16 protein-coding genes are annotated in these 17033 nt (G+C 64.8%); 7 read left to right on the forward strand and 9 right to left on the reverse strand.

Translation table 11 applies throughout. From position 1 onward, the window contains the following. Positions 1–51: 51 nt before the first annotated feature. The 3 genes from xth to QGV55_RS04020 all read right to left on the reverse strand — a co-directional run bounded on the left by xth (position 52) and on the right by QGV55_RS04020 (position 3850). Positions 52–858, reverse strand: coding sequence for an exodeoxyribonuclease III (gene xth, locus QGV55_RS04010; RefSeq protein WP_281018145.1), 807 nt, complete (start codon positions 856–858; stop codon positions 52–54). Positions 859–921: 63 nt separating this feature from the next. Beyond that, complete coding sequence (locus tag QGV55_RS04015) at positions 922–1515, reverse strand: hypothetical protein (RefSeq protein WP_281018144.1); 594 nt, start codon at positions 1513–1515, stop codon at positions 922–924. Positions 1516–1570: 55 nt separating this feature from the next. Then, positions 1571–3850 carry an arylsulfatase gene (locus tag QGV55_RS04020; protein ID WP_281018143.1) on the reverse strand — a complete coding sequence of 760 codons (2280 nt, stop codon included), beginning with the start codon at positions 3848–3850 and terminating at the stop codon, positions 1571–1573. Positions 3851–3987: 137 nt separating this feature from the next. Between QGV55_RS04020 and QGV55_RS04025 the strand changes: the two genes are divergently transcribed. The 4 genes from QGV55_RS04025 (at position 3988) to QGV55_RS04040 (ending at position 6917) form a co-directional block, all read left to right on the forward strand. Then, complete coding sequence (locus tag QGV55_RS04025) at positions 3988–4845, forward strand: sulfotransferase (RefSeq protein ID WP_281018142.1); 858 nt, start codon at positions 3988–3990, stop codon at positions 4843–4845. A 73-nt stretch (positions 4846–4918) separates the two neighbouring features. Beyond that, a complete protein-coding gene (locus tag QGV55_RS04030; protein ID WP_281018141.1) occupies positions 4919–5536 on the forward strand; it encodes a LemA family protein in 618 nt (205 codons plus the stop codon). Continuing rightward, positions 5536–6297, forward strand: coding sequence for a TPM domain-containing protein (locus QGV55_RS04035; RefSeq protein ID WP_281018140.1), 762 nt, complete (start codon positions 5536–5538; stop codon positions 6295–6297). The genes QGV55_RS04030 and QGV55_RS04035 overlap by 1 nt, the downstream gene beginning before the upstream one ends. Continuing rightward, on the forward strand, positions 6297–6917 hold the full coding sequence (locus QGV55_RS04040) for a TPM domain-containing protein (protein WP_281018139.1): 621 nt from the start codon (positions 6297–6299) through the stop codon (positions 6915–6917). The genes QGV55_RS04035 and QGV55_RS04040 overlap by 1 nt, the downstream gene beginning before the upstream one ends. A gap of 5 nt (positions 6918–6922) precedes the next feature. Here QGV55_RS04040 and QGV55_RS04045 read toward each other — a convergent pair whose 3' ends face one another. Genes QGV55_RS04045 through QGV55_RS04060 form a run of 4 tightly spaced genes read right to left on the reverse strand, consistent with a single transcriptional unit; the run spans position 6923 to position 10984 of the window. Next, a complete protein-coding gene (locus QGV55_RS04045; RefSeq protein WP_281018138.1) occupies positions 6923–8206 on the reverse strand; it encodes a TRAP transporter large permease in 1284 nt (427 codons plus the stop codon). Beyond that, positions 8203–8748, reverse strand: coding sequence for a TRAP transporter small permease (locus QGV55_RS04050; RefSeq protein ID WP_281018137.1), 546 nt, complete (start codon positions 8746–8748; stop codon positions 8203–8205). Before QGV55_RS04050 ends, QGV55_RS04045 begins: the two co-directional genes overlap by 4 nt. 39 nt (positions 8749–8787) lie before the next feature. After that, on the reverse strand, positions 8788–9789 hold the full coding sequence (dctP, locus tag QGV55_RS04055; RefSeq protein ID WP_281018135.1) for a TRAP transporter substrate-binding protein DctP: 1002 nt from the start codon (positions 9787–9789) through the stop codon (positions 8788–8790). Positions 9790–9823: 34 nt separating this feature from the next. Then, on the reverse strand, positions 9824–10984 hold the full coding sequence (locus QGV55_RS04060; protein WP_281018134.1) for a CoA transferase: 1161 nt from the start codon (positions 10982–10984) through the stop codon (positions 9824–9826). Positions 10985–11111: 127 nt separating this feature from the next. Here QGV55_RS04060 and QGV55_RS04065 point away from each other — a divergent pair, with 127 nt between their 5' ends. Next, positions 11112–13373: an arylsulfatase gene (locus QGV55_RS04065; protein ID WP_281018133.1), complete on the forward strand. Its 2262-nt coding sequence runs from the start codon at positions 11112–11114 to the stop codon at positions 13371–13373. Between the two features lie 112 nt (positions 13374–13485). Here the strand turns inward: QGV55_RS04065 and QGV55_RS04070 are convergent, their stop codons facing one another. Continuing rightward, entirely contained in the window at positions 13486–13812 is a 327-nt protein-coding gene (locus tag QGV55_RS04070; RefSeq protein WP_281018132.1) for a TM2 domain-containing protein, read from the reverse strand. Between the two features lie 86 nt (positions 13813–13898). Here QGV55_RS04070 and leuD point away from each other — a divergent pair, with 86 nt between their 5' ends. Both leuD and leuB read left to right on the forward strand, forming a co-directional pair. Then, positions 13899–14513 (forward strand): 3-isopropylmalate dehydratase small subunit, encoded by a 615-nt coding sequence (gene leuD / locus QGV55_RS04075; RefSeq protein WP_281018131.1) that lies wholly within the window; start codon positions 13899–13901, stop codon positions 14511–14513. Positions 14514–14543: 30 nt separating this feature from the next. After that, positions 14544–15656: a 3-isopropylmalate dehydrogenase gene (gene leuB, locus QGV55_RS04080; RefSeq protein WP_281018130.1), complete on the forward strand. Its 1113-nt coding sequence runs from the start codon at positions 14544–14546 to the stop codon at positions 15654–15656. Between the two features lie 263 nt (positions 15657–15919). Here leuB and QGV55_RS04085 read toward each other — a convergent pair whose 3' ends face one another. Beyond that, positions 15920–16756 carry an NUDIX domain-containing protein gene (locus QGV55_RS04085; protein WP_281018129.1) on the reverse strand — a complete coding sequence of 279 codons (837 nt, stop codon included), beginning with the start codon at positions 16754–16756 and terminating at the stop codon, positions 15920–15922. Positions 16757–17033: the final 277 nt, after the last annotated feature.

Raw genomic sequence — 17033 nt, forward strand, 5'->3', positions numbered from 1 at the left:
CGCGGGCCGGGCGGAAATGACCATTCGTCGCAAGGGCAGGCCCGGGCAGGTTCAGCCCAGGTCGATGTCCATCCAGATCGGCACATGATCGGACGGCTTCTCGCCCCAGCCGCGGGCTTCGCGTACCACTTCCATGCCTTTCGGCGCACCGACCAGTGCGGGTGTGACCCAGATATGGTCCAGGCGACGGCCCTTGTCGGCGGCATCCCAGTCCTTGGCGCGGTAGCTCCACCAGCTGTAGAGCTGTTCGGTATCCGGCACGAACGCGCGCACCACGTCATGGAACCCGTGGGATGCGATCCAGTCCGCCATGCGGGCCACCTCGATGGGGGTATGGCTGACGACCTTCAGCAGTTTCTTGTGCGACCAGACGTCATTCTCGTGCGGGGCGATGTTCAGATCGCCCACCACGATGGCCCTGGCACTGTCCGTCCGGCGTTCCGCGAACCAGGCCGTCACCTCGTCCAGGAACCGCAGCTTGTGGTCGAACTTCTCGTTCACCGCCGGGTCCGGTTCGTCACCGCCTGCGGGCACATAGAAGTTGTGCACCTCCACGTCGCCGGGCAGGCGGGTCAGCAGATGGCGGGTGTCATCCTTGCCGGCCCATTTCAGCCGCTCGGTACCCGTCAGCGGCACGCGGGAGACGGTGGCGACGCCGTGATAGCTCTTCTGGCCGAAGACCTCCATGTGCGGATAGCCCATCTCCCGGAAGTCCTGGTAGGGGAACTTGCCATCCTCGCACTTGATCTCCTGCAGGCAGATCACGTCCGGCCGGTAGGTCTGCACGAAGCGCCGCACGATCGGCAGGCGCAGGCGCACGGAGTTGATGTTCCAGGTGGCGATACGGGTGGTCGACATGGGGCAGCCTGTGTTCGTTGGCGGGCGGGCAGGGGCAGAGCGCCGGAATCGGCAAGAATCGGATCAGAAGATGTTCAGGGTGGCACCTGTCACGCCAAGGGGCCAGCGCCCGGATTCGAAGAGCCGGAACTTGTGCGCGAAGGCATGTTCCTCGTCCTCTCCCGCCGCCAGCACCAGTGCCGCGAGGTAGGCACCCTGGGTCGCCGAACCGGCGGCGGCACGAATCAGCCCCTCGTCATCTATGCCGAAACGGGAAGCTGCCTGCGCGGCTGCCGCATGGACAGCTTCCGACGCCGTGCTGGTCACATGCGTCAGGGCGACCAGTACCGCCTGCTCGTCACCGATGATGTCGACCGCCTGCACCGAAAGGGCGGCGCGCAATTGCTCCTCCGCCTCCCAGCCCGTGCTGTTCCAGTCGCTGTTGCCGGCGGCTTCCTCGGCTTCCATCCAGTCGCCGATTTCCGCAGGGCCCGCATCGGGGAACCCCAGCGCGGAGAGATAGGCATGGGCCGCGTCCGCTTCCTCCGCGCTCAACAGTTCGCCCACACGGTGAAACCAGCGCACCTGGGTCAGGGTCTGGGCGAACATGCCTACCGCGCGCAGCGTTGGCGGCAGGTCTTCGCCCGCGAAATCGAGATCAGGATCAAAATCAATCATGCGGGCGGTTATAGCCTGACCGGTGCCTCCGATGCAGCCCTGAACTCGGGGCCGTCTACTGCCGGGTCATGGCCGCACGCGCTTCCGCCTCCACCTCCGCTTCCCGGTCCTTTGCCGTCGCGACCTCCGGCAACTGGATGACCACGCGGCTGATCCGGCCCGGATAGATGAAGGGTGCCAGATAGTCGTCGGTCACGGGTGCGTTGGAGCGTCCGAAATCCATGCCGGTGGAGGAGATGATGCGCAGCAGCATCGGAATGTGGGCAGTCCCGGCCACCGTGCCGTCCACGGACAGGGTGGCGGTGGCCGACTGGTCGGCATTGCGGTCCACCTGCACCACGACCTCGTGTGCGCCGGGGCTGAGCGGCGTTTCCGTCGCGATCCGGCTGTGTTCGCGGAAGCAGTTGTAGTCGAAGACCACCCTGCCGCCGCTGACATAGAGCGCCAGACCGCTGTTGATGGTGCCGCGGGCGAGGATGGCGCCGTCACCATCGCCTGCCGGATGTTCGATGGTCGCGGTGATGGTGAAACTGCGGGCCGGGCTGGGGCAGGCGTCCGCCACGATGTGGCTGACGGGCGGGTAATAGACATAACGCCGCCGCGCCGTTGGCGTGCCTGGCAGGCGGGAGGCGCGGAACAGCATCCCCGCGCCGCGGTCGTCCAGCGGCAGCACGCCATGACGCTCCGCCTCCACCCACCAGCGGTCGGTCAGTTCCTTCAGCTTGGCAGGTTCGCGCTCCGCCAGGTCGTCGCACTCGGAGAAGTCCTCATCCAGATTGTAGAGTTCCCACCGGTCATCATCGAAGCTCTTGCCCCGGCGGTGCCAGGTGACGGCCTTCCAGCCATCCATCCAGATGCCGCGATGGCCCAGCATCTCCATGTACTGCACGTCCCTGTCCGGCTTCGCGTCGGGGTCGGTCAGCGTGTCCTTCAGGCTGACGCCGGTCATGGGAATCTGCGGCACGCCCGCAACCTCGTCCGGCATGCCGACACCGGCCACGTCCAGGATGGTGGCGGCAATGTCGGTGGCATAGGCAAACGGGCGGCGGATTTGGCCCTCCTGACCCTTCAGCGCGTTGGGCCAGTGGATGATCAGCGGATCACGGGTGCCGCCGCCATGGGTGTTCTGCTTGTACCATTTCAGCGGCGCATTGCCCGCCTGGGCCCAGCCCCAGGGGATGTTGGAGTGGCTGCGCGGGCCGCCGATCAGGTCCAGGTGCTTCACCGCCTCGTCAACGTCCTCGTGCAGCTGGTTGAAGTGGCGCATCTCGTCGAAGACGCCCGTCGACTGGCCCTCCTGACTGGCACCATTGTCGGACATCACGACGATCATGGTGTCATCCAGTCGTCCGATCTCGGCCAGGAAATCCACCATGCGGCCGATCTGGTGGTCGGTATGGTCCAGCATCCCGGCGAAGGCTTCCTGCAACCGGTTGGCGAAGGCCTGCTGGTTGGGGGACAGGTCATCCCAGGCCTCCACGCCCCGGTTGCGCGGCGCGAGCTTGGTGTTGGCGGGAATGATGCCGGATGCCTTCTGGCGGGCGTACCATTCCTCCCGCGCCGCATCCCAGCCGGCGTCGAAACGGCCCCGGTACTTGTCCAGATACGGTTGCGGCGCCTGATGCGGGGAGTGGGTGGCGCCAAAGGCCATGTACATGAAGAACGGTCGCTCCGGCACCAGCGAGGTGGTGTCGCGGATCATGCCCATGGCCTGATCCACCATGTCCTCGGAGAAATGATAGCCGTCCTGCGGTGTGCCCGGTGGCGACATCAGGTGATTGTCGCAGGTGATCTCCGGGCTGAACTGGTCCGTCTCCCCCTGCATGAAGCCGTAATAGCGGTTGAAGCCACGCTGTAGCGGCCAGTTGTGGAACGGCCCGGCGGCGGAACATTCCACCATCGGGGCCAGATGCCACTTGCCGGTGGCGAATGTGGCATAGCCGTCGTCGCGCAGCACTTCGGCCACCGTTGCCGCGGACCGGGGCATGGCGCCGCGCATGTTGGGAAAGCCGCTGTCCATGTTCGAGATCGCGCGCATCCGGACAGTGTGATGGTTGCGTCCGGTCATGACGCAGGCCCGCGTCGGCGAACAGAGCGACGTGGTATGGAAACTGGAATAGCGCAGCCCGTTTGCCGCCAGCCGGTCCACGTTCGGCGTCTCGATGGTGGAGCCATAGCTGCCGAAGTGCGAGAAGCCGGTATCATCCAGCACGATCAGCAGCACATTGGGCTTGCCGCGCGGCAGTTTCGGTTCCGGCCACCAGGCTTCCGACTCGTTGAAGGTGCGCCCAATCGTGCCGCCGAATTCAGGTTCTGCCGGGTGCTTGTAGCTCATGATGCGGTCCTCCCCTACCGTTTGACCGGCGCAGTCTGAACCTCTTGCCGCCATCTGCAAACCGTCTTGGGTTTGCGGCGGGCGGCGGACTGGTGCATCTTCCGGCGGAGCATTTCAACGGGACGGACAGCAGGCGCATGTGGCAGCGAACCAAGGACCTGATACGCAACGCCGGACACCGGGCCAAGGTCGCGGTCTCGGCGCATGATCGGGTGCTGCCGGATTTCATCATCGTCGGCGCGCAGAAGGCCGGGACAACCTCCCTGCACCATTATCTGCAGCAGCATCCGCTGGTCCTGCCGCCGTCGTCGAAGGAAGTGCATTACTTCGATTATGGCTATCCGCGCGGGGAGAACTGGTATCGCGGCCATTTCGCCCGTACGGCGGAGAAGCTGGAACTGGAGAAGCAACTCGGCGCGGCGGTGCTGACGTTCGAGGCCAGCCCCTATTACATGTATCACCCGCTGGCGATCGAGCGGATGGCGGCGGACCTGCCCGGCGTGCGCGTCATCGCCATGCTGCGCGACCCCATCGACCGCACCTTCTCCCACTACTGGCACGAGAAGAAGAAGGATCAGGACGATCTCTCGCTGGCCGATGCCATCGCGCGGGAGCCGGAACGGCTGGCAGGGGAGGCCGAGAAGATCCGCCAGGATCCGAACTACCAGTCATGGGCGCATCAGCATTTCTCCTACGTCGACCGCAGCCGTTACGCGCCGCAGGTCGAGCGTCTGCAGTCGGTGCTGGGGGCGGAGAATGTCTGCCTGATCAAGTCGGAAGCCTTCTTCGCGGACCCCGAGACGGAAACCGAGCGTGTCTTCGGCTTCCTGGAACTGGAACCGGCCCACGGCATCGACTATGCGCCGCAGAATGTCGGCGGCTACGACGACCGCATTCCGGCGGACGTGCGCGCGATGCTTCGGGACATGTTCGCCGATGACTATGCCCGCCTGCGCGAGATCGCCGGGCCGCAGTTCGACTGGTTCGAGGGCTGAGCGGGCTTGCGGTTGGGCCGACCGGGCGTCATATGCAAGGGTACGCGAAGATGATCAACCAGAGGTTTCCGTCATGAGCGCTGCCCTGCCACGCCTGTTTCATGCCCCGGCGCGCCTGCTGGCGATGCTGCTGCTGGCGCTCAGCCTGACCGGTTGCGGTGTGAACGAGATCCCGCGACTGGACGAGGGCGTCAATGCCGCCTGGGCGCAGGTGCAGAACCAGTACCAGCGCCGTGCCGACCTGATCCCGAATCTGGTGGAAACCGTAAAGGGCTTCGCCGCGCAGGAAAAGGACGTGCTGACCGCTGTTATCGAGGCCCGGGCCAGGGCAACGCAGGTTCAGGTCCAGGTGACGCCGGACATGTTGAGCGATCCGAACGCGCTGAAGATATTCGAACAGGCGCAGGGCCAGCTTTCCAGCGCCCTGTCGCGGCTGCTGGTGACAGTCGAGCGCTACCCCGATCTGAAGAGCTCGCAGAACTTCATCGCCCTGCAGTCGCAACTGGAGGGGACGGAGAACCGGATTGCCGTGGCGCGGCGGGACTACATCGACGCGGTGCGGGTCTTCAACACCGAACTGCGGACCTTCCCCGGCATCATCTGGGCGACCATCCTTTACGGTGATCTGGAACCGAAACAGAATTTCCAGGCCGCCCCGGGGGCGGATCAGGCGCCTGCCGTGAAGTTCTGATGCAGTCCTGCCTGCAACGGAGGGCGACGCGGACCCTGCCGGTCCTGCTGGCGCTGGTGCTCTGGGCCGGAATGGCCGCTGCCCAGACCTTTCCGCCCCTGACCGGGCGCGTCTTGGATCAGGCCGGGGTGCTGGATGCGGCAACCAAGCAGCAGCTGACCACCGCTCTGGCAGCCCATGAGAAGGCCACCAGCAATCAGGTCGTCGTCGTTACGCTGCAATCGCTGGAGGGGTACGAGATCGCCGACTATGGCTATCGTCTGGGCCGGGCCTGGGGGATCGGCCAGGAAGGCCGGAACAATGGCGCCCTGCTGATCGTGGCGCCGACCGAACGCAAGGTGCGGATCGAGGTCGGCTACGGGCTGGAGGGCAGCCTCACCGACGCGACGTCGCGACTGATCATCGAGAACGAGATCCTTCCCGCCTTTCGCAACGGCGATCTGGCGGGCGGTATTGTACGTGGCACCAATGCCATCCTGCAGACAATCGCGGGGACCTATGCCCCCCTGCCGAATGAAGCGGATGACGGCAATCCGGAGAGGATGGTGGCCCTGTTTCCCATCTTGCTGTTCCTGGTGTTCTTCCTGATGGCGGTACAGGGGGAGGGTGGTGGTCCCCGGTCAGGCCGAAGGCGTGGGCGGAGGATGCTCTATGGCGGCGGCCTTGCCGGTGGATCAGGCGGCTTCGGTGGCGGCAGCGGTGGTGGATTTGGCGGCGGTGGCGGCGGCTTCGGCGGCGGCGGATCGTCGGGGAGCTGGTGATGGCTGGACATTTTTCGGAACCGGATCGCCAGCGCATCGCGGACGCGATCCGCGCTGTCGAGGCACGGACCAGTGGCGAGATCGTTTGTGTCGTCGCCCGCGCCTGCGAACCCTACCTGATCATTGCTGCCCTGTGGTCGTCACTGGCGGGCCTGCTCGGCGGCGGGTTGCTGGTGCTGGGCGGGGTCGGTCTGTCAGCCGCGCAGCTGATCGGCGTGCAGTCGGGCATCGCCCTGCTGGCCTTTCTGGTGCTGCATCACATGCCGCTGCGCATGGCGCTGGTACCGCGCAGGGTGAAGCAGCGTCGCGCGGCGCGGCTGGCCCGGACCCAGTTCCTGGGACAGGGGCTGCACCAAACGGCCGACCGCACCGGCATCCTGATCTTTGCCGCAATGGCCGAACATCACGTGGAGATCATTGCCGACGCGGGCATCAACGCGGTTGTTGATCCCGGTACCTGGGACAGCATCGTCGATGGTTTCACCAGCCACATGAAACAGGGCCGGACCGTGGATGCCTTTGTCGATGCCATCTCCGCTGCCGGTGCGGAACTGGACGGGCATTTCCCGCGCCAGCCTGATGACCGCGACGAACTGCCGAACCATCTGGTCGAGATCTGAAGCCCTCAACCGAACCCGGCAGCCGTCGGCAGCCATGTGGCGAGGTCGGGGAACGCGAGGACGGCGGCGAGGCCGAACAGCAGCAGGAAGACATAGGGGAAGATGCCACGGATGACCTCCGCCAGCGGCGCGTCGGCAATACCCTTGATGACGAACAGGTTCATGCCCACCGGCGGTGTGATCAGCGCCAGTTCCAGATTGATCATCAGCAGCACGCCGTACCAGACCGGGTCGATGCCCAGTTGCAGCAGCACGGGGTAGATGATCGGTGTGGTGATCAGGATGATCGAGATCGTCTCCAGGAACATGCCCAGGATGAAGATCACGGCCATGACCGCCAGCACGAACATCAGCGGTGTCAGTTGGTAGGTGACGACGGTCTCGACCAGTTCGGCCGGCAGGCGGATGATGGTCACGGCGTGTCCGAAGATCGCCGCGGCGGCCAGGATCATGAACAGCATGGCGGTCGTGCGGACGGTTTCCTGCGAGGTTTCCCACAGGTCGCGCCAGCCGAAGTTGCGATAGACCACGACACCGACGAACAGGGCATAGAAGCAGCCGATGGCTGCCGCCTCAGATGCCGTGAAGATTCCGAGATAGATGCCGCCCAGCACCACGGGGGGCATCATCAGGGCCCAGAAGGCGCGACCGACCGCACGGGCGCATTCACGGAACCCGATCCAGCCGGGATTCTCGATATCCCGTCGCCGGATGGCCGCCCACATGCAGTAGAGCGCAAAGACGAGTGCCATCAGCAGGCCCGGAATCAGCCCCGCCAGGAACAGCGCGCCGATGGAGACCTCTGTCACGATGGCATAGAGGATCATCGGGCCGGAGGGCGGGATCAGGATTCCCAGCGTGCCACCCGCGGCGATGACGCCATAGGCGGTATGGGCGGGATAGCCGAACCGGCGCATCTGCGGGATGGCGGCGGTGCCGATGGTCAGTGCGGTGGCGACGGAAGAACCGGAAATGGCGGCGAAGACCGTGCAGGACAGTACCGTCGCGATGCCCAGGCCACCTGGCAGGTGCCGGACCATGGCATTGGCGGCCTCATAGAGGTGATCGACCACCCTGGACCGGATCATGATGAAGGCCATGAAGGCGAACATCGGGATCGCGGTCAGCAGATTGTTGTTCAGCTTGGCGAAGACCGTGTCGGCAATCGAGTGCACATGGCCTTCGGTCAGCAGGGTGATGATCAGGGATGCCAGCCCGAGCGCGGCAAAGATCGGTGCGCCGGTCAGCAGCAGTACCAGCAGCAGGCCGAGGATCAGGACAAGTGTCATCGGTCGCCCCGCCCGCCGCTCAGAATGGAGAGCAGGCGCGCCACCGCCACGGCAATGACCAGAACCGATCCGACGATCAGGGCAAGCTGCGGAATCCACATCGGCACGGCCAGATAGCCGTCGGAATAGACACCGAAGTCATAGGAAAACCGGACAGCGGTGATGCCACTGACCAGGATCGCCAGCATGACCAGTATGGCCGCAATCATGCCCCAGACCGAGGCCAAGCGACGGCCATTGCCCTTGAGGCGGCCTGACAGCAGGTCGACGCTGATGTGGTCGCCGCGCCGCAGCGTCTCCGCCGCGCCCAGCATGACTATGGCGACCACGAGATAGCCGGAGAGTTCGTCGGTCCAGGTCACCGGCGTGCCGAGCACATAGCGCTTGAAGACGCTGTAGCCGGTGATGGCCAGAACGACGAGCACCCCCAGCGCGGCCAGACCGAGGCCCAGCCGCGCCACGGGTGTCACCAGACGCTCCGGCAGGCCGGGTGCGGGCGTCGTGCCGTCACCCCCTGCACCATGTCGTTCAACAGGGTTCATGGTGCTGCCTGCCGTGCGATCCGAAGCGGTGGTTGCCGCTTACTTGCCGATCTGGTTGACCAGTTCCAGCAGCTTCTTGCCTTCGTCACCGGTTTCCTCGGCGAAGGCGGCATCGAATGCCGGACCCATCGCCGCCTTCATCACCGCGGCCTGCTCTGCCGTGTGGATGTGGACGGTCACATTCTTGGTGGCGAGGTTGTACGGCGCGGAACCGGCAGCCTTCTCGGTCTCCTCGACCGCCCAGACGGCAGCCTTTGCACCGGCGGCGTCCAGCGCAGCCTTGTTGGCATCGCTCAGGCCGTCATACCAGGCCGGGTTGACGTAGCCATGGAAGAAGACGCTGAACAGCGGCGAGGCCACGACCTGATCCTGGACTTCGTAGTACTTGCGTGACCAGGTGGCGGCGATGTCGGTCAGACCCGCATCGATGACACCGGTGGACAGCGCCTGATAGACCTTGGAGCCGGACATGGCCGACGGCGCGGCACCCATGGCGCGCAGGCCGGCATCGACAATCGGGTTCAGGCCGCGAATCTTGACGCCCTGAAAATCAGCCGGGGTCAGCAGCGCCTTGCCCTTCGAGGTATAGGCGCTCATCCGGGTGGTGAACAGCCAGGCAACGTTGCGCACGCCCTTCTCCAGCAGGGCCGCCTCGAGATACTTCGCGGCCTCCGATCCCGGCCAGTTGGCCAGGACGTCCTTGCTGGTCACGGCATAGGGCTTCAGCGTGACATTCATCAGCGGCAGGGTCTTGCCCCACTGGAAGTTCACGGAGAAGGCGCATTCGATGCTGCCCTTGGCGACGGAGGGGATGTTTTCCTTCGCGCCCGAAAGGCTGTTGGCACCGAAGACCTGCACGTCGATGTCGCCATTCGACTGGGCCTCGACCTCGGCGGCCCAGCGGTCGATGACCTGGGCGATGTGGTGCTGCGGCGGCAGCTGGTGGCTGCAGCGCATGGCCTCGGCGGCCTGCGCCGTGCCGGACTGGCCAATGCCGGCCAGCGCGGCGGCGGCAACGGCGGTCATCAGAATCTTCTTCATGGGGGGTTCCCTCCTGTCGTTTGTTGATTTCGCCCTATTTGCCAGAGGCGGCGGCGATTGTCGAACTGTCCAGGCCAAGTGCACGCAATATGTCGTCGGTATGTTCGCCGATCTCCGGCACGTCCGCCGCGAAGTCCGTGGGCTGACCGTCGAAATCCAGCGGCAGTCCGGGCGCGCGGAAGGCCTTGTCGTTGTAGGTGGAGGTCAGCAGCCCGCCGGGCCGGTTCACATGCCGGTCGTCATACATCTGCGCCGGACGGGCAATCGGGGCGTAGGGGATGCCCAGCGGCAGGAAGGCCGCTTCCAGGTCGGCCAGGGTGCGTGTCCTGACCGCCTCCGCGATGATCGGGATGGTCCATGTCCGGGCGTCGATCTGCTGCATCTTCGATTTCAGGTCGTCGCGTCCCACCAGATCGTCGAGCCCCAGCAGACCACAGAGCGAATCCCAGTGGCCGAGGGTGACCGCGCCGATGAAGAGCTGCTTGCCATCGGCGGTTTCGAAGATGTCATAGACCGGCCAGGAGAAATCCCGCTCCGGCATCGGCGGTGCCTCCGTCCCCACCAGGTCGTACTGCACCATGTGCTGCGCCACCATCAGCAGGCAGTTCTCGAACAGGCCGACGCGCACTTCGCGGCCCTCGCCGGAGGTGTCCCGGTCCATCAGTGCCGCCATGATGCCCATGGCCCCGAACATGCCCGCCATGATGTCGTTGGCCGAGGACCCGACCCGCAGTGGCCGCCCCGTCGGGCCGGTCATGTAGGCCAGGCCGGTCATCATCTGCACGACTTCATCCAGCGCGGTGCGGTCACGGTAGGGGCCGTTCAGGAAGCCCTTGTGCGGCGCCGTGATCAGTCGCGGATAGCGCTGGCGCAGGGTCGCCGAATCCAGTCCCCGCTTCTCCAGCGAGCCGTCGCGGAAATTCTCGATGAAGACGTCCGCTTCGGCCAGCAGGGCATGCAGTGCGGCCATCCCCGCCTCGCCGTCCAGATCCAGCGCGACGGAGCGCTTGCCACGGTTGAAGACGGGGAAGAAGCCGGTGCCCATGCCGGTCAGGGCCCGTGTCCGGTCCCCCTCCGGCGGCTCGATCTTGATCACGTCGGCACCGAACATGGCCAGGAACATGCCGCAGGACGGCCCCATGATCATGTGGCTCATCTCGACGACGCGAACGCCTGACAGGGTTGTTGGTTTCATGTCTTGCTTCCCCGAGTGTGTTCAGAGTCCGCCTTATAGCCCAGTTCCGGTCGGACGCATCGGGGCTGTCTCTTTCGGTCGGCAATGCGCTAGGTTCTGCTGCACGCATGACGGGGAGGAATGCAGGATGACGGGAAACAGCGAAGAGTTCGCGGGAAAGATCGGTCGGACAATAGCGGATTCGAAACCCTGGTGGCCGGAGAAGGTGAAACCGCCGAAGGGCGCCCCGAACATCCTGATGGTGCTGTTCGACGACGTCGGCTTCTCGGACTTCGGCTGCTACGGCTCCACCATCCGGACCCCGACCATCGACGCGCTGGCGGGGGAGGGACTGCGCTATTCCGGGTTCCACACGACGGCCATGTGCTCGACCACCCGTGCCGCACTGCTGACCGGGCGCAACCATCACTCGGTCGGGGTCGGCAGTCTGGCGAACTTCGACAGCGGCTATCCGGGATATACCGGCAAGATATCGAAGCAGGCCGGCACCATCGCGGAGATGCTGCGGGGCCAGGGCTATCGCAACTACATGCTGGGCAAGTGGCATGTCACGCCGCTGACGGAGACCGGGGCGACCGGCCCGTTCGACGGCTGGCCGCTGGGGCGCGGCTTTGACCGGTTCTACGGTTTCATGGACGCGGAGACCGATCAGTTTTCGCCGGAACTGGTGCAGGACAATTCCCACATCGACCCGCCGGGCACCTTCGCCGACGGCTATCACCTGACGTCCGATCTGGTGGATCAGGCGATCCGTTTCCTGTCCGGCCACATCGCCGAGCAGCCTACCGTGCCCTGGATGACCCTGCTGTCGTTCGGTGCCTGCCACGCGCCGCATCAGGCCCCGTTCGACCTGATCCGGTCCTATGACGAGATGTTCAGCGGCGGCTGGGACGTGGAGCGGGAGCGCAGGCTGGCGCGGCAGAAGGAACTGGGGCTGGTGCCGCAGGATACCGTGCTGCCGCCGATCAACGACAATGTCCGCCCCTGGGACAAGCACAGTGCGGACGAGCAGAAGGTCTTCACCCGGCTGCAGTCCGCCTATGCCGCCATGCTGGACCATGCCGACCAGCACCTTGCCCGCCTGGTCGGGTTCCTGGAGGACGCCGGGGTCCGCGACGACACCATCATCATCGTCATGTCCGACAATGGGGCGAGTCAGGAGGGCGGGCCGTTCGGTTTCGTCAATGCCATGGGCCCCTACAACGGGCGCAAGGAGTCGGTGGCGGAGAAGCTGGCGCGCATCGATGACATCGGCGGGCCGGACACCCATTCCAATTTCCCCTTCGGCTGGGCGATGGCGGCGAACACGCCGCTGAAACGCTACAAGCAGAACACCCATGGCGGCGGCATCCGCGATCCGCTGGTGATTTCCTGGCCCAACGGTCTGGGGCGCGAAGGCGGGCTGCGCCATCAGTTCGCCCATGTCAGCGACCTGGTCCCGACCCTGCTGGAGATTGTCGGTGTCGAACCGCCCGCCGAGGTGAATGGCGTGCCGCAGATGCCGCTGGAAGGTGTCAGCTTCGCGGCAAGCCTGAAGGACGCCGACGCGCCGTCACGCGACCGGCCGCAGTATTTCGAGATGTTCGGCCATCGCGGTCTCTGGCTCGATGGCTGGAAGGCGGTGGCGTTCCATCCGCCCGGAACGCCGTTCGATGACGACGTCTGGGAACTCTATCACCTGGACGCGGACTTCTCGGAGAGTGCCGATCTGGCTGCCGAACATCCCGAGCGGCTGCAGGCGATGATCGACCACTGGTGGCAGGAGGCGGCGGCCAGGAACGTGCTGCCGCTGGATGACCGGTTCGCCGCCCGTTTCGCGGAGAATGCGGAGCGGCATCAGGGGGCGCGGACCCGTTTCGATTTCCACTGGGGCATGGGGCATATCCCGACCGAGGTGGCACCGGATATCCGCAGCCGCGACTATGACATCACCGCGCACGTTCGGATCGGCGACAGGAAGCCGGAAGGAATCCTGCTGGCCCATGGCGATGCCACTTCCGGATACGCGCTGTACATCGACGGGGCGGGGCATCTGGTTCATGTCACCAACATCGGCGGGGAACTGACCGTGTTGCGGTCGCCCGCGGCGATCCCCGCTGGCACGACGGAACTCGGTCTGACGGCCCGCAACGACACGGACGGCGACGGCATCACCTACCGGCTGCTGATCGACGGGCAGGCGGCCGGGTCACTGCATTCGCCGCACACCTTCGGCCCGTTCATCTCCTGGTCCGGTCTCGATATCGGCCGGGACCGTGGCAGTCCCGTGGGTCGCTATGGCGCGCCCTACTGCTTCACCGGCGAACTGCACCGCGTCAGCGTCAGGCTGTACAAGCAGGGCGATCTGGACGGTGAAATGATCGCCAACGCGGAGATGGCGCGACAGTAGCGGTGGTCCATTGCGCTGACCGGGCCTCCCCTCTCCCCCTCCCGGCCACCCATTTCAGGATACTTGCGTGGGTGGCCGGGAGGGGGAGAGGGGCGGAACGGTCAGCAGACAGTCACCTCCCGCGTTCGATCCGGTCGACGACGGCGTTGTTCTCCGCGCGGACCATGCCGGGGATCAGCAAGGCGTCGAGGCACCACCAGATGGCCCAGGGTATCAGCAGCAGGTAGCCGATGAAGACCACGGCAAGGCCGGTTCCCGCGCCCCAGAGCAGCAGCATGATGATTCCGGAGAACACACGGCCGAGATAGAAGCGATGCACGCCGAGCCAGCCGAGGAAGAACCAGAGCAGGTAGGCAAGCAGCGTTGAGCGGGCATTGGCCTGGTATCTGGCGGATGCGGTATCGCTGCCACCGGGGAATTCGGCATCAGTTTGTGGCATGGCAGGCTTCTCCCGTGTTGCTTGGGACTTTAACTATGCACTGGCTGGCGCTATGACAACGCGCGAACGGAGAGGGAGCCCGAACCATGCAGAAATTCGACCGCCTGAAGGCAACTGCGGCGCCGATGAGGATTGCCAACATCGACACCGACATGATCATTCCGAAGCAGTTCCTGAAGACGATCAAGCGTTCGGGGCTTGGCAAGCACCTGTTCGACGAGATGCGCTACACCGACGGTGTGACGGAGATTCCGGAATTCGTTCTGAATCGGGAGCCTTACCGGAAGGCAGAGATCCTGGTCGCCGGTGACAATTTCGGCTGCGGCTCCAGCCGGGAACATGCGCCCTGGGCTTTGCTGGATTTCGGCATCCGCTGCGTCATTGCGGAAAGCTTTGCCGACATCTTCTACAACAACTGTTCGAAGAACGGCATTCTGGCCGTGCCGCTGCCGAAGGATGCGATCGAGTATCTGATGACCGACGCGGCAGAGGGCCTGGAGATCGAGGTTGATCTGGAAAGCCAGACCGTCTTCGCGTCCAACGGCAAGACCTTCCGCTTCGAGATCGACCCGTTCCGCAAGCACTGCTTGCTCAATGGCCTGGACGACATCGGCCTGACGATGCAGCGCGGCGACGCCATCGACGGCTTCGAGGCTCAACAGAAGAGCAGCGCGCCCTGGCTTTACCGCGCCGCGTCCTGACGCACGGCCCATTCTGGAGGAATTGAGACCATGGCATCCAATCGCAAACTGCTGATGCTGCCCGGCGACGGAATCGGGCCGGAAGTGATGAGTGTCGTGCGCAAGGTGATCGACTGGATGGATCATCGCCGCGCCGTCAGCTTCGACGTGACCGAGGATCTGGTCGGCGGGGCATCCATCGACAAGCACGGTATTCCGGTGACCGACAAGGTGGTGGATACCGCCATGAATTCCGACGCCGTGCTGCTCGGCGCCGTCGGCGGTCCGAAGTGGGATGACCTGCCGTTCGCACAGAAGCCGGAACGCGGCCTGCTGCGCCTGCGCAAGGATCTGGGCCTCTATGCCAACCTGCGCCCAGCACTCTGTTTCGCGCCGCTGGTCGATGCCTCCACCCTGAAGCGTGACATCATCGAAGGGCTGGACATCATGATCATCCGTGAACTGACGGGTGGTGTGTACTTCGGCGAACCGCGCGGGATCGAGGATCTGCCGAACGGTGAACGGCGCGGGATCAACACGCAGGTCTACACGACCTCCGAGATCCGCCGGGTTGCCGCCGTCGCCTTCGACCTGGCGCGCAAGCGGGGCAACAAGGTCTGCTCCGTCGAGAAGGCCAACGTCATGGAGTCCGGCGTGCTCTGGCGCGAGGAAGTGACCAAGCTGCATGCGGAATCCTTCTCCGATGTCGAGCTCAGTCACATGTACGCCGACAATTGCTCCATGCAGCTTGTCCGTGCGCCGAAGCAGTTCGATGTCATCGTGACCGACAATCTGTTCGGTGACATGCTGTCCGACACGGCGGCGATGCTGACAGGCTCGCTCGGCATGCTGCCTTCCGCATCGCTGGGCGATGTGGACGAGACCGGTCGCCGCAAGTCGCTGTACGAGCCGGTGCACGGTTCCGCGCCGGACATTGCCGGACAGGGCAAGGCCAACCCGCTGGCTACCCTGCTGTCCTACGCCATGTCGCTGCGCTACACCTTCGATCTGCCGGAGGATGCGGACCTGATCGAGACGGCTGTGAACAATGTGCTGTCGCGCGGTCTGCGCACCCCCGACATCATGGCTGAGGGCATGGCTCAGGTCTCGACGGCAACCATGTCCGACGCCCTGCTGAAGGAACTCGACAAGCTCGCTGCCTGAAGTTGAGGCAGACCGATAGATATTTGTGCAGTGACAAGTATCTTGACGTTGCGTCACGCATTCAATGCGGGTAACGTTCCTTCAGCTTTGCCCGAGTCTTGGGAGGGGCGCAGGGAGACGGAGCCGATCAAGAGCACCGCTCCCGTACGCAGAACAAGCTAGAGAAAGAGCCGTCTCCGAAAGGGCGCGGCTCTTTTTTATGTGTTTCGGGAAGCGGGCTGCCGCAGGGCGGCGCCCGCTGTTTCAGCCTTCGCCAACATCCCTCAGCCGTCGCCCACATCCCAGGTTGCCTTGCCGAAACCGGCGTCGGCGGGAATGTCGATCATGCGACGACCGTCCTTCACATAGACATGTGGCGTGACAATGACAGGCGTGCGTTTCGCGGCGGCGGACATGGCCTCGGCGACGTTCGATGATTCTCCAAGCAGCTGCAGGTTCAGCCGGGTGGCGAAGACCATCGTCACCTCCCCACGGTCGGCCTGTTCCATAACGGCTGCCGGTGTTGTCCAGACGCTCTCCACCGCCTCCGTGCCATCATGCAGGGCGCCGTCGATCTGTGCCTCCGGGGCCACGGCGATGAAGAAGGGGGTGTCGAACCGCTTCGGCATCACCGGTGGTGTGATCCAGTGGGCGAAGGCTTCCAGCCGGTCCACCCGGATCGACAGACCCTCCGCCGCCGCCATGGCACCCATGGTGACCTCGTTCTTCTCCAGGCGCGCTGCATAGCGTTCCTTGAGGTCGTTGGTCTGCTCGGCCGTGAGTTCGCTGCCATCCTTGTTGGTGGCGATCAGGACGCCGGTTTCCTCGAACGCCTCCCGGATCGCCGAGACCCGGAAGCCGAGCTGTGTGTCGTCGAAGGGTTCGGCGCCGATGGTCGCGGCACGGGCTTCCGCATCACTGTCTTCGGGATCGACCTTGCCGCCGGGAAAGACCATCGCGCCGGAGGCGAAGTCGATCTTGTGATGGCGCTTGACCATGAAGACTTCCAGCCCGGCGTCGGAATCGCGGATGAGCAGGATGCTGCTGGCCGGGCGCGGGACCACATCCGCGTACTTCCCGCTCAGGTCCGCGCCGTTTGCCAGTACAGTGCCTTTCGACATTTCGTCCTCCCCAGGGTTGTCTCGGCCTGCGCCGAACATAGGCCAGCGGCCTATCGACGGGAAGCGCAGAAGCGGCAGGGGAGAGGCGCGTCGGCACAGACCCGGCGATTGTCGGCACACATTCTGCTCGGCTGGGGAGAGGCGCGTCGGCACAGACCCGGCGATTGTCGGCACACATTCTGCTATTGTCGTCACAGAATTACGGAAATGCGCGCCAGCGCCCTGTGTGAAGCCTGTGACAGGCTTCGCGAAGGTTTGACAGGTGCGAAATGGCAGT

Source organism: Minwuia sp. IMCC3009, from assembly GCF_029909415.1.
Classification (GTDB): domain Bacteria; phylum Pseudomonadota; class Alphaproteobacteria; order Minwuiales; family Minwuiaceae; genus Minwuia.